At 47.1% G+C, this 12,174-nt stretch carries 10 protein-coding genes; 6 read left to right on the top strand and 4 right to left on the bottom strand.

What is annotated here, in order from left to right; genetic code table 11:
• The first annotated feature begins 115 nt into the window (after window positions 1-115).
• The 6 genes from C943_RS02495 (at window position 116) to dnaN (ending at window position 8,530) form a co-directional block, all read left to right on the top strand.
• The gene (locus C943_RS02495; protein WP_008623849.1) at window positions 116-2,764 is read left to right on the top strand and encodes a DUF5686 and carboxypeptidase regulatory-like domain-containing protein; all 2,649 of its coding nucleotides are present in this window, start codon (window positions 116-118) and stop codon (window positions 2,762-2,764) included.
• Window positions 2,765-3,049: 285 nt separating this feature from the next.
• The gene (locus tag C943_RS02490) at window positions 3,050-3,799 is read left to right on the top strand and encodes a DUF3575 domain-containing protein (protein ID WP_157198407.1); all 750 of its coding nucleotides are present in this window, start codon (window positions 3,050-3,052) and stop codon (window positions 3,797-3,799) included.
• 145 nt (window positions 3,800-3,944) lie between these two features.
• Window positions 3,945-4,850 carry a gliding motility-associated ABC transporter ATP-binding subunit GldA gene (gene gldA, locus C943_RS02485; protein WP_008623836.1) on the top strand — a complete coding sequence of 302 codons (906 nt, stop codon included), beginning with the start codon at window positions 3,945-3,947 and terminating at the stop codon, window positions 4,848-4,850.
• 4 nt (window positions 4,851-4,854) lie between these two features.
• Window positions 4,855-5,577 (top strand): gliding motility-associated ABC transporter permease subunit GldF, encoded by a 723-nt coding sequence (gene gldF, locus C943_RS02480; RefSeq protein ID WP_008623835.1) that lies wholly within the window; start codon window positions 4,855-4,857, stop codon window positions 5,575-5,577.
• Entirely contained in the window at window positions 5,574-7,253 is a 1,680-nt protein-coding gene (gene gldG, locus C943_RS02475) for a gliding motility-associated ABC transporter substrate-binding protein GldG (protein ID WP_008623834.1), read from the top strand. The genes gldF and gldG overlap by 4 nt, the downstream gene beginning before the upstream one ends.
• Before the next feature lie 152 nt (window positions 7,254-7,405).
• Window positions 7,406-8,530 carry a DNA polymerase III subunit beta gene (dnaN, locus tag C943_RS02470; protein ID WP_008623833.1) on the top strand — a complete coding sequence of 375 codons (1,125 nt, stop codon included), beginning with the start codon at window positions 7,406-7,408 and terminating at the stop codon, window positions 8,528-8,530.
• 77 nt (window positions 8,531-8,607) lie between these two features.
• Here the strand turns inward: dnaN and C943_RS02465 are convergent, their stop codons facing one another.
• The 4 genes from C943_RS02465 to nadD form a co-directional block, all read right to left on the bottom strand.
• Window positions 8,608-9,435, bottom strand: coding sequence for an LOG family protein (locus tag C943_RS02465; RefSeq protein WP_008623832.1), 828 nt, complete (start codon window positions 9,433-9,435; stop codon window positions 8,608-8,610).
• A 156-nt stretch (window positions 9,436-9,591) separates the two neighbouring features.
• The gene (locus tag C943_RS02460; protein WP_008623829.1) at window positions 9,592-10,503 is read right to left on the bottom strand and encodes a diacylglycerol/lipid kinase family protein; all 912 of its coding nucleotides are present in this window, start codon (window positions 10,501-10,503) and stop codon (window positions 9,592-9,594) included.
• A gap of 30 nt (window positions 10,504-10,533) precedes the next feature.
• Window positions 10,534-11,478: a hypothetical protein gene (locus tag C943_RS02455; protein WP_008623827.1), complete on the bottom strand. Its 945-nt coding sequence runs from the start codon at window positions 11,476-11,478 to the stop codon at window positions 10,534-10,536.
• Between the two features lie 120 nt (window positions 11,479-11,598).
• On the bottom strand, window positions 11,599-12,165 hold the full coding sequence (gene nadD, locus C943_RS02450; RefSeq protein WP_008623822.1) for a nicotinate (nicotinamide) nucleotide adenylyltransferase: 567 nt from the start codon (window positions 12,163-12,165) through the stop codon (window positions 11,599-11,601).
• Between the last annotated feature and the right edge of the window lie 9 nt (window positions 12,166-12,174).

The raw sequence follows: 12,174 nt of genomic DNA, 5'->3' as shown, positions 1-12,174 counted from the left end.
GGAAAATTTAAATAAATTTAAAATCCTGCTTCCATCGTTAATTTTTGTCAATAACCCCAAAGCAACCTTATCGTTCAATTTTGAATCTTGTATTTTCGAGGATAATTGTTGTTTTATGGTCCGATTGAAAGAAATCTTTTGGCTGGGTGTGTTTTTTTTGGGCATTGTTCAGGGGGGCTTCGCACAAGGCATCAGGGGAAAAGTCACTACCGAAAAGGGTGAACCCTTGCCTTTTGCCTCCATCTACATCCGAAATACAGGTGAAGGAGTAGCCACCAACCAAAATGGAGAGTATGAGTTGAAGCTCAAGAAGGGCGTGTATGACGTATTGGCCCAATACCTCGGCTATGCTTCCGACCTTCAGACGGTCGTGGTATTGGAGGAGTGGGTCACGCTGGATTTCAAAATGAGCGAACAGGTCTATTCCCTTCAGGAGGTGACGGTCAATACAAAGGCCGAAGACCCCGCTCTCACGATCATGCGGAAAGCCATTTCCAAAGCAAAATACCACCGAATGCAGGTGCAGGAATACAGCATGATGGTGTACCTCAAGGGTACGGGGAGTTTGACCGATGCGCCGTTTTTCATGAAAAAGGAGTTGGAAAAAGAAGGAGTAAAACTCAACGAAGCCTATACAACGGAGTCGGTTTCCAAGATCACCTTCAAACAGCCCAATGCAGTCGAGGAAGAAGTCATCAGCATCCGCACCAACGGCGATAACAATCAGACTTCACCCGCACCCTATATCGCGACGAGTTTTTACAATCCAAAAATCAACAACGCGATTTCGCCGCTTTCACCTTCGGCGTTTGCCTATTACAAGTTCAGGTACGAAGGTTCATTTACCGAAGACGGCGTCATGGTCAACCGCATCCGGGTGCAGCCACGGTCGCCGGGCGAGTTGGTCTTTGACGGATATATCTACATCATTGAAGGACTTTGGGCCATTCATAGCCTTGATCTAAAAACATCGCTTTTGGGCTTTCAGATTGGTGTGCGTCAGCTTTACCAGCCGGTGGCCGAAAATGTCTGGATGCCTTCGACCCACACTTACACTTTTGGCGGCAAGTTTTTTGGATTTGCAGGCGAGTACAAATACCTCGCCTCGACGCGGGATTACAAGGTCACACTCAATCCAGACCTAATCGTCGAGACCAAAATCATCGATGAAAAAGTCGACGAGGTACCGACGGACGTGAGTAGCTTCAACAAAAACCTCTCGAGTTTGGAACAGCTGGCCAATGCGGACAAGATGACCAAGAAGGATTTTCGGAAGCTGATCAATGAATATGAGAAAGAAGCCCTTAAAGAGCGGGAGGATGAAGAGATCATATCCGAACGGTCCTACAAGGTCGATTCATTGGCTAGAAAGCGCAGCCTCGCCTATTGGGATAGCATCCGTCCTGTCAAACTTACCGAGGCCGAAATCCGGGGTTACGTGCGGGACGACAGCTTGGCAACCATCGAGGCTGCCAAGGTTAGCGATGTCGACTCCATTGCGAAAAAGGCAAGAAGAGGCTTCAAACCTTTGGAAATCATCGGCGGCGGCACCTACAGTTTCGGAAAGGGAAGATCAGCTGGATTCCGTACCAACTGGACCAAGTTTTCCTTCAATACGGTCGAGGGTTTCAAAGTTGGGCTGGCGGGCTTTTACAGGTTAGAAAAAACGGAAAAAATGGCCGATTCGGTTACCAACTTCAGAAGGGTTTGGTATTTTGAGCCGGAGTTTAGGTATGGTTTTTCGAGCCAGCGCCTTTACAGCACTTTTGAAATCCGAAGGTCCGTCAATCGGGGAAGGCCGGGAAACACCGCAACGCTGACGGGTGGGAGGTTTATTTACCAATTCAATCCCGAGAACCCGATTTCAGAGCTGGTCAACGCTGCGTATTCATTGCTTTTGCGGCAGAATTATATGAGGCTCTATGAGCAGGATTTTGTGAAACTGGCCTATTCCCAGCGGGTGACCGATGCATTTACATTCCGCACCAACCTCCTTTATGCCTACCGACGAGAGTTGGAAAACAATTCGGATTTCAGCTTTTACAATAGACCTGAGAGATCGTACATGCCCAATAGACCCGACAACATCGAGGCCCCAGACCGTGCCTTTGATGACCATCATGCCTTGATTTGGCACGGGAACATAGAATGGCGTCCTGGAATGAAGTATTACATCCGCGATGGGCGAAAAAATCCAATTTACGAGTCGGCCCCTATGCTGGTCCTGAACTATACCAGAGCGATCTCGTCGGTTTTCAACAATCAAAATGCGGCAAGATTTGATAGGCTCGAAGGTGGGATAGAGCATTTTTTCAATTTCGGAGTCAGTGGCAAGCTCGACTTCAATATCAAGGCGGGAACCTTTCTCAACCAGGATCGGGTGTATTTCCAGGACTTCAAGCATTTCGGCGGTAACAGGACCATTTTTGCCAATATGGGTGTGGCGTCCAACTATCGCTTCTTGGATTATTACCAATACAGCACGCAGGGCGCTTACATCAGCAGCATCATGCATTACCAATTCAGGAAGTTCTTGCTGACACAATTGCCGATGCTCAGATTCTCCGGCGTCCGTGAAAATATTTTCCTGAACTATCTCAAGACTGAGAACTCAGCGCACTATTGGGAGGTGGGCTATTCCTTGGACAATCTTTTCAGGATTTTCCGAGTAGAAATGGGTGCCGGCTTCGAAAATGGCAATTACCAACGGGGAGGATTCCGGTTTGGGATCGCGAGCTTCATCAATGTGAGTTTTTCGGATTGATTTTTTTGAAAACCAAAAAATCCGCTCTAAATTGGTGCTGTAAGGTTTAATATCAATCGAGATGCGCTGCCCGTGGCGGTGGATTCTCTCAAGGGGCTTCTTTGAAGCCTTTTTTATTTTGAGTCATTTTTGAAGTGGAATTTTCTGACGCCGAGGCTGCATTTATCTTGATTTTGAAGATTCCGTTACGTATTCGGTTTTTCAAAATTCTTTCGCTGAAATTGGGCCATTTTGATGGTATCGAGGCGGACTTTGGTTAAATTCAGTGTCTAAACCCCCAGCATTATGAAACGTCCTCTTTGCTTGTTTTTATTGATGGTTATGGCGACCATCCCAGCTTGGTGCCAGGTTGATTCTTTGGCAAAAGAGCGAAAGAATATCGCCAGAATTAATGTCTCTAGTCCGATGATTTGGGGTACCAAATTCGTCGCGATCGGTTATGAACGGGTGTTGTCGGAAAAGCGGTCCTTCTCTGTCAATCTGGGACGGTTTTCACTTCCGAAGCTGATGCGGTTGGACGAGAACGGGGAAGCCATCAATGGCGATCGCGCAGTTTCGGAGCGTGGCTATCATTTCGCCGCAGATTACCGTTTTTACCTTGCCAAAGAAAACCGTCACAAGGCGCCACGTGGAGTTTACATCGGGCCGCATTTTCAGTACAACTACCTCACGCGCAACAACGATTTGGCGCTCAATACTGAAAATTTCCAAGGCAATGTCAATTTTGATTTCAACTTCAACACGGTAATCGCCGGTTTTCAATTGGGGTATCAATTTGTTTTTTGGGAACGGCTTGCGCTCGATATGGTGTTGGCAGGACCTGGGATAGGTTTTTATGATTTGAAAACAAGCCTGAATACTGACCTTCCAGCCGAAGAACAGGAGGAGTTTTTCCGAGAACTCAATGAGGCGATCAAGGGCAGATTTCCCATGTTTGAAGGAGTCATCAAGCCGGGCGAGATTGCCAACTCAGGCGGATTCAGGAGTCTGAGTTATGGGTTCAGGTACGTGGTCAATGTTGGATTCAGGTTTTAGGCAAACTGCTGAGATTTTACAGCTTTAATTCCTTGGTTTCAAATCCCCGGCATTCAAAGATTCAGGGATTTTTTGTGGCCTGTGCGAAAAAATATTTTGCCAACCGCGGGAGTTGCGGTTAATTTAGCCACCTAATTGAAAATCCATGTCTCTGTCGGTCAATCACCTCACCAAAAAATATGGCACGCAGTTAGCTCTGGACGATGTATCGTTCGAGGCTGAGAAAGGGCAAGTCTTGGGTTTTTTGGGTCCAAATGGGGCTGGGAAGTCCACCACCATGAAGATTGCCACCGGGTATATTGCAGCCGACGGCGGTGATGTCTTGGTCAACGGAATTTCGGTCAAGGCGAATTTTGAACAGACGAGTCGGCTGATTGGCTACCTTCCCGAGCACAATCCACTGTACATGGACATGTATGTGCGTGAGTTTTTGGAATTTGTGGGTGGTTTGTATGGCATGGCTGGCAAAAGCCTGAAATCTCGGGTGGAGGAATTGGTTGGATTGTGTGGACTCGAGATTGAAGTGCACAAAAGGATCCAAGCACTTTCAAAAGGATACCGGCAGCGTGTCGGCTTGGCAAAGGCGCTTATCCATGACCCGGAAGTGATCATTTTGGATGAGCCTACTACGGGACTCGACCCCAACCAACTGGTCGAAATCCGGAAATTGATCAAGACTATAAGCAAGGACAAGACCTTGATACTTTCCACCCATATCATGCAGGAAGTAGAGGCCATCTGTGATAAGGTAGTCATCATCAACAAGGGAAAAATCGTCGCCTCAGACTTGCTTTCCAACCTTAAATCAGGGAGAAGGAATGCCGTGCTTCAGCTTGAGACCGAGGAAGAACTCCAATTGGAATGGTTTCATCATATAGGAAAAGGCGAGTTCTTGTCCAGTCGTTCGCAAATTGTGATTTCTGTGGAAGATGCAGCCTCGGGACGAAGAGAGCTTTTGTCCATTATCCAGGAAAGAAACCTGACCTTGGTCTCAATCAGTCTGAAGGAGAACAACCTGGAAGCGATATTTCAACAAATCACCCAATCCTAAATCGATGTTTGCACTGTACCGAAAGGAAATCAATGCCTTCTTCAGCAACCTGAGCGGATACCTCATTTTGGCGGTGTTTTTGGTTTCTTTGGGGTTGATTGTGTGGGTTTTTCCCGACACTTCCGTATTGGAATACGGGTTTGCGGATTTGGAGCCGTTGTTCGTATATACCCCCTTTGTATTCATTTTCTTGATTCCGGCGATCACGATGAAAATGATCGCAGAGGAAAGAAGGTCAGGCACTTGGGAAATCCTGTTGACCTCGCCATTGGGCATCCTGAGGATAATTATTGGGAAGTATTTGGCAAGCCTGACGCTCATTTTTTTGGCCTTGATTCCGACCTTGCTGTTTTATTACTCGGTCGTGCAGTTGGGAGACCCCGTCGGCAATATTGACCATGCGGGATTTTTCGGTTCATGGATCGGGCTTTGCCTGATGGGGGCGGTTTTTGCGTCGATCGGCATCTTTTCCTCTGCCTTGACCTCGCACCAAATCGTGGCATTTATCTGGGGGGTGTTCCTATCATTTCTTTTGTACTTCGGCCTGACTGCCTTGGTACAAATGCAGATCATGAGTCCGATTGCGCTTTTTCTGGAATCCCTCAGCCTCAGCCATCATTATCAAAGTATGGGCAGAGGCGTCATCGTATCCGAAAATCTTGCCTATTTCATGACGGTTGTTGTATTGATGTTGGGACTGACGACTATTATCCTGAAGAGAAAATGAGAAACTTAGAAGGATCGATCAAGCAAATGGGTGTTTTGGCTGTGATGCTCGCGGCTATTTGGGCGTTGGTTTCCCTTCTGCCCTTTAGGTTGGACTTGACCGAGGAAAAGCGGTATTCCCTGCATCCTGCAAGTATTGCGGTTTTGGAAGGATTGGAGGAACCGATCGAGATAGATATCCTGCTTGCCGGCGAGCTCCCGGGCGGCATGCGCAGACTACAGCGGTCCGTGGAGGAGAATATCCGCACATTCAATTCCTATAGTAACAAGCGGATCACGTACCGGTACTTCAATCCCTTGGATCTGCCAAAGAAAGAGCAAGAGGATTTTATCGTGGGCCTTTCTGACTTTGGCATCAACCCAACCAACCTCTACACCAGTGAGGCTGGGGGAAAACAAACCAAAATGATTTTCCCGGGAATCTTGGCGCGCAACGCTGAGTTTGAGGTCGGGGCCTTGATCTTGAAAGGAGAGGCAAACATGGGCCCGGATGAGATTTTGAACCAATCTGTCGAAAACCTCGAATTTGAGCTGATCAATGCGATCAAGAGGCTGGTTTCCAAACAGGAAAAGGAAATAGGCTTGATCGTGGGGCATGGGGAAATGTCCGAGGATGACGGATTTGGGATCGTGGAGGCCTTGGCAGATGACTACCAGGTGTACAAGGTGCCGCTTGAGCAGGCAAAGTCGGTTGACGACCTGATGACTTTTGATATTCTGATGGTGATCGGTCCAAAATCAGCCTATCAAGAAAGGGAAATCTATTTACTCGACCAGTTTTTGATGCGTGGCGGAAATCTTGTTTTCCTGATTGACCCGCTCGCCTTCAACTTTGAGGAGGCCGGCGGCGAGGGTACAGTCGCTATGCCCTTTGACAATGGATTGGATCAGATGCTGTTTCGATATGGCGTTCGCGTCAATAAGGACTTCGTGCAGGACATCAATTTTGGCTACCACGTGGTTATGGGAGGAAACTTTGGAAATCAGCAACAGATGGTACCTCTACCTTGGCCGTTTTATGTGGCGGCTGGAAGAATGGCCAAGCATCCAATTACCAAAGGACTCGATCAAATTGTATTCAGATTCACCGGCTCTTTGGACACTGTCAAGGCCGATGGAGTGGTCAAGACACCATTGGTTTTTGGTTCGGATTTTGGGAAAAAATTGCCTGCACCCGTCAGGTTAGCCTTTGCCGATATGGAGGAAAAGCCTGATCTCAACGAGTTCAACCAACCAAACCTTCCCTTGATTTACCTGCTTGAAGGTAATTTCACCTCGCTGTTTAAAAATCGGTTTTTACCCGAAGGCGTCGATAAGGCAGGATTTGTTCCTGAAAGCAATGAAGGCCGGGTACTTGTAGCGGGCACGGGACAGCTTTTTCAAAGCAGCAAAAGCCCCTTGGGTGAAAATCCCTTGCTATTGGGTCAAGATCCCTTCAGCGATACCCAATATGCGAATCGTCAACTGCTTCAAAATGCCGTGAACTACCTCGTCGATCCGGACGGAATCATAGCGGCAAGGACCAAACAGTTCCAAATCCGACCGCTCAACAAGGTCAAGGTGGAGGCAGAGAAAACCAAATGGCAAACCATCAACACGGTCCTTCCGGCGGTTGTTTTTGCGCTTTTTGGATTTGTGTGGGTGGCTTTGCGAAAGAGAAAATTTGCGGGAAAATAAGGCAATTCGCTGCTGAAATTTGATTGTTCCTAATTCAAAACGGGCCCATTTTGATTTTTTTTCAGGAAAGTTTCTGTCAAAAGCCGCTTTAAGGATTTTATTTATAAATTTACCCTCTTCAATTTCAAACTGAAAAAATAAGCCTGCGCAATATGAAATTTATTGTTTCTTCATCTGCACTTCTCAAGCAACTTTCAGCCATCAACGGTGTCGTAACCACCAATCCGGTGGTGCCTATTTTGGAAAATTTCCTTTTTGAGATCAAAAGTGGAAAATTGACCGTTACCGCTTCTGACTTGCAGACTTCGATGATTACCGAATTGGACGTTGAAGCCCGGGAGGATGGCAATATTGCGGTTCCTGCCAAAATCCTGATCGAGACGCTCAAAAACCTTCCCGAGCAGCCTGTGACTTTCAGCATCGACCAGGACACCTACAGCATCGAAATCAGTTCCGACAATGGTCGATACAAATTGGCGGGCGAGAATGCGACGGATTTCCCAAAAATCCCTTCAGTCACCAACGCCACCGCAGTGGATATGTCCACAGAGATTCTCAGCAGCGCGATCAGCAACACCATTTTTGCTACCAGCAATGACGAACTGAGACCTGCAATGACGGGTGTGTACATCAATCTGAGCAAGACGAATACTACCTTCGTGGCGACTGATGGCCACAGGCTCGTCCGCTACAGAAGAGTTGATGTGGCTTCCAAAGACGACTCGAGTATCATCATTCCAAGAAAGGCGCTCAATTTGCTGAAGTCTACTTTGCCTTCAGAAAACGTGCCCGTGACTGTGGAATTCAACAGTTCCAATGCCTATTTCAAGTTCAACAATACGAAAATGATCTGCCGCTTGATTGATGAGCGTTTTCCCGATTATGAGAACGTCATCCCGGTAGACAACCCCAACCACATGACCATCGATCGATTGGAGTTTTTGGGTTCATTGAGGAGGATCGCGATCTATGCCAACAAAACCACCCATCAGGTGCGCTTGAAATTGACGGGAAGCGAGCTTCAAATCTCCGCAGAAGACTTGGATTTCTCCAACGAAGCCAACGAGCGCCTGTCTTGTGACCATGATGGGGAGGATATCGAAATCGGCTTCAATGCCCGATTCTTGGTCGAAATGCTCAACAACCTTTCTTCCAAAGAGGTCACGCTCAAGTTCTCTGCGCCAAACCGTGCAGGTCTGATCGTGCCTTCCGACAAAGGTGACAACGAAGACATCCTCATGCTCGTGATGCCGGTAATGTTGAATAACTATGTATAAAATTGGTTTTTGAATAAAATGAGAAAGGAACTCCAATTGGGGTTCCTTTTTTCTTTGTTTGTAAGTCAAAGAATCTCCTACTTTTTGATCCTTCGCTTGAGCTTCTTTTTCTCCTTTTCTAGGATTTTGTGAAAATCGGGAGGCAGGCTTTTCAGCACCAAATCAACGGCTTCCTCGGGCGTATCGACGATTTTGGAAAAACCGATTTCTTCGGGGGCAAATACCCCCTGCCCAGCCATATAGCCTACAAAATCCCGCAAGCCTTTCCAAAACTCCTTCCCGACAAGAATCAATGGAAAAGGGCCGATTTTCTTGCATTGGATCAAGGTCGCAGCTTCGAAGAGTTCATCCAAAGTCCCCAATCCTCCCGGCATGACGATAAAGGCGCAGGAGTACTTGACCAGCATGACTTTGCGGATGAAGAAGTAATTGAACTCGATGCTCTTGTGGACATAGGGGTTGGGGAACTGTTCTTTGGGCAAGATGATGTTGAGTCCATAGCTTCTTCCGCCTGCCTCAAAAGCGCCTTTGTTACCGGCTTCCATTGCTCCCGGACCTCCGCCCGTGAGGACCGAAAACCCGGCTTTGGCAAAAACCTCCCCGGTTTTTCGGGAAAGCTCATAGTTGTCATCGCCGGGTTTAAAACGTGCTGAACCAAATATGGTCACAGCCGGGCCGACCTTGCTCAATTTCTTGACTGCCGATTCAAACTCCTTGGAGATCCTTTGTATCCTTTGTTTTTCCTTTTCCGGAGTACGTGTTTGGGTCAGGAAGTCCCGTTCGTCCCTGACTTTTATTGATAATTTGGGAAGCTCATAGTCCATTTCTGCTTCCTGCCAATGGTCTTGCCAGGCCTTTTCCCATTCCTCGGGGCTTACAGGCTTAAAATCAGAATGCTGTTTCATGGTTGTCTTTGATAAAAATTCTCTTGAAGTTACCAGCATTTGTGGGCCTAAGAAACTTGTCTCTTTATTTTTTGGGGGCCTAATGATAAAAATCAGTTTTTTACTGAACCGAATTAGACAAAAGCCTTAAAAAAAAGAATTTGTGCGGGAAATTGGTCAAGCAATAATTTCCAAAACCAGGGATTCCACCTGACACCTCATTGGCGTGTACCCGACAAATTCCCCGTCCATATCGATTGGGAGCGGAACATCTGAGGAAATGTTGCATTCGGTTCCCCGATGATAAGAAACTTCCGGATGCCGGATTTTTTTTGCCCGCTTGAGTCTCGGAATGTTTTTCAGATAATCCCAGATTGAAATTTCACCCAAGATCACCCAATCGAGTTTGCCATCGTCCAGTTTGGCTTCCGGTGCTATGCCAAGACCACTGGCAAAATACCTTCCATTGGCCATACAGATGCTCATGACTTTTCCTTCATGGTAAAATCCATGGGAGCTGAATCTGACGTTGGCAAGACGATATTTCATGAATGACTTGATGATAACCAAAAAATAGGTGAGGTTGGAACTCCACAATGGCTTTCCGGCGCGCAACATTTGGGTGGCCAGCCCGCCCAAGCCGACATCGGCGATATTGACAAAGTAGCGCTGTGATGTTTCTCCTTCTTTGCCTACAAATTCCAATTTTCCGGCATCGATGGTTTTTGATTTGCCCAGTTTGATGTTATCGCAAAGCATTGTCAAATCCCGTCGGATACCCAGACTCCTGACAAAATCATTCCCCTTGCCAAAAGGCAGGATGCCCATCTTTAACTTGCTTCGGTTGGGGTGAAAAAGAATGGCATTAGCAACTTCATTGACAGTACCGTCTCCGCCCACGGCAATCAAGACACTGGCTCCGCTTTCGATTGCTTCGATAGCACAAAGCGTCGCATTTTTTTCTGATTGTGTGACGACAAATATGAGGGGGCCAAGCCCTTGGAAAAGTGTTTGGGCTTTTTCGGCTAACTTCTCTTTGGCCGCTATTTTGCCATGAATGATAAAGGCAATGAGCTTTTTTCCTTGCATTTTCCCCGTTTGATCCAAATGTAGCGGGATTTATCGGACATCAAAAAGTGCGCTTAGACCGCGGCGTGGGTTGGTCAGTACGAGCGTGCCAAAATCGATCCGATAGTATACGGTGTCGTTGGGTTTGAGCAAAAGATTGAGGCTGTCGAATTTGTGCTTCATCTCCCAAGTGACCCCTTCGAAGGAATTGATAGGAATAACTGGCCCGGGAGATTTTGGTGGGTGGAATAAGGCTGAATCGATCCTAAGGCGGGAGTTATCAATTGGGATGTAAACGTCTGCCCACAGCCCATTGCTTTGCCATACTTTGGACGTCATCCTTGTTCTTTTCGCCTCGGGATGGGGGATAAAGGCGAATTCGGAGGCCGAAAGTAATTCGTCCTCAAAGGTCAGCCTGACCTCTTGGTCTTCGCATGCGGGTCGGGAGTAAATACGCCCCCCATCCGAAACAAAGCCCACCCATCTCCAGATTGTGGATGCAAGGGGAGGGGTTCCATTAAAGGGCTGCCATTGATTCGTGCAGAAATTCCCCTTTCGGATCGAACTAGGCGCAAATGCCTTCCAATCAATCGGGTCATCGGGATGCCGTTCTTTGATTTCCCCGTCGATCTCAACGTGCATGCGATAACTACCGCCAATATTTCCAAAAGCCAAAAATTTGTCATGGTAGCCCAGCACACAGGGTGAATCAGTCCAGCTTGGATTGACAATCAGGGTCGAAAGCAACTCGCAGATCAGGACGTCGTCTGCGGGCATGAGAGTTTCCGTAGCATTTCCCAGAAGCAATTCCAGGTAAAAGCGATGTCTCAAGTTGCCATAGGTGTCGACATAGGACCATACGCCAATGTATGCGGGTCCGGATTTGATTTCTTGGATCGTTTTCCTTTTGTAGACATTGGCGGGTACGCGATCTCCATCAAAAAGTCCCTCGCATGAGCAAAGAAAAATGCACATCAATATCCATCCGCGTTTCATCACATGGGTTGTTTGAACATAAAATTAGGGCAAGGATCGGGAAGAGAGAAAAAATAAGAAACCTAAAATCCTCAGATTCAACAAAATCGAAGATCAATTTTGGGATTTTTTGCAAATCGGCTACTGGTACAATTTCTTGTCCCGGATATAATCTTCAACCGCCTCGGGCAGCAGGTATCTGACAGAATGGCCTTGCCTGATCGAATCGCGGATGTAAGTCGCGGAAATTTCCATCAATGGCGCTTCCACATAGCGGATGTTGGGATGCCCCGGTAGCTTTTTTTCCCCTGGTCTTGGATAGACATACAGTCCGTATTGTTCCAGGATCACTTCATGGTTTTTCCACTTTTGAAAATGGGTCAGGTTGTCTGCACCCACGATCAACTTAAACTGATGCTGTGGATATTTGTCAGATAAAAATGCCAGTGTGTCCACGGTGTAGCTGGGCCTTGGCATCCGGAATTCGACGTCTGTGGCCCTAAAATAAAAATGATCGGCAATGGCGAGCTCTACCATTTTAAGCCGATCAAATTCGTGCAAAAGTGCACTTTGTTTCTTGAACGGGTTTTGTGGACTGACCACAAACCACACTTCATCCAAATCCGTCCGGTCCTGCATCACATTGGCAATGACCAAATGTCCGATATGAATGGGATTAAAAGATCCAAAAAACAAACCGATTTTCAAAGGAAGTGT

It is taken from the genome of Mariniradius saccharolyticus AK6 (assembly GCF_000330725.2).
In the GTDB taxonomy this organism is placed as follows: domain Bacteria; phylum Bacteroidota; class Bacteroidia; order Cytophagales; family Cyclobacteriaceae; genus Mariniradius; species Mariniradius saccharolyticus.
Note: the sequence above shows the minus strand (reverse complement) of the source record. Positions and strands in the feature narration are given on the sequence as shown.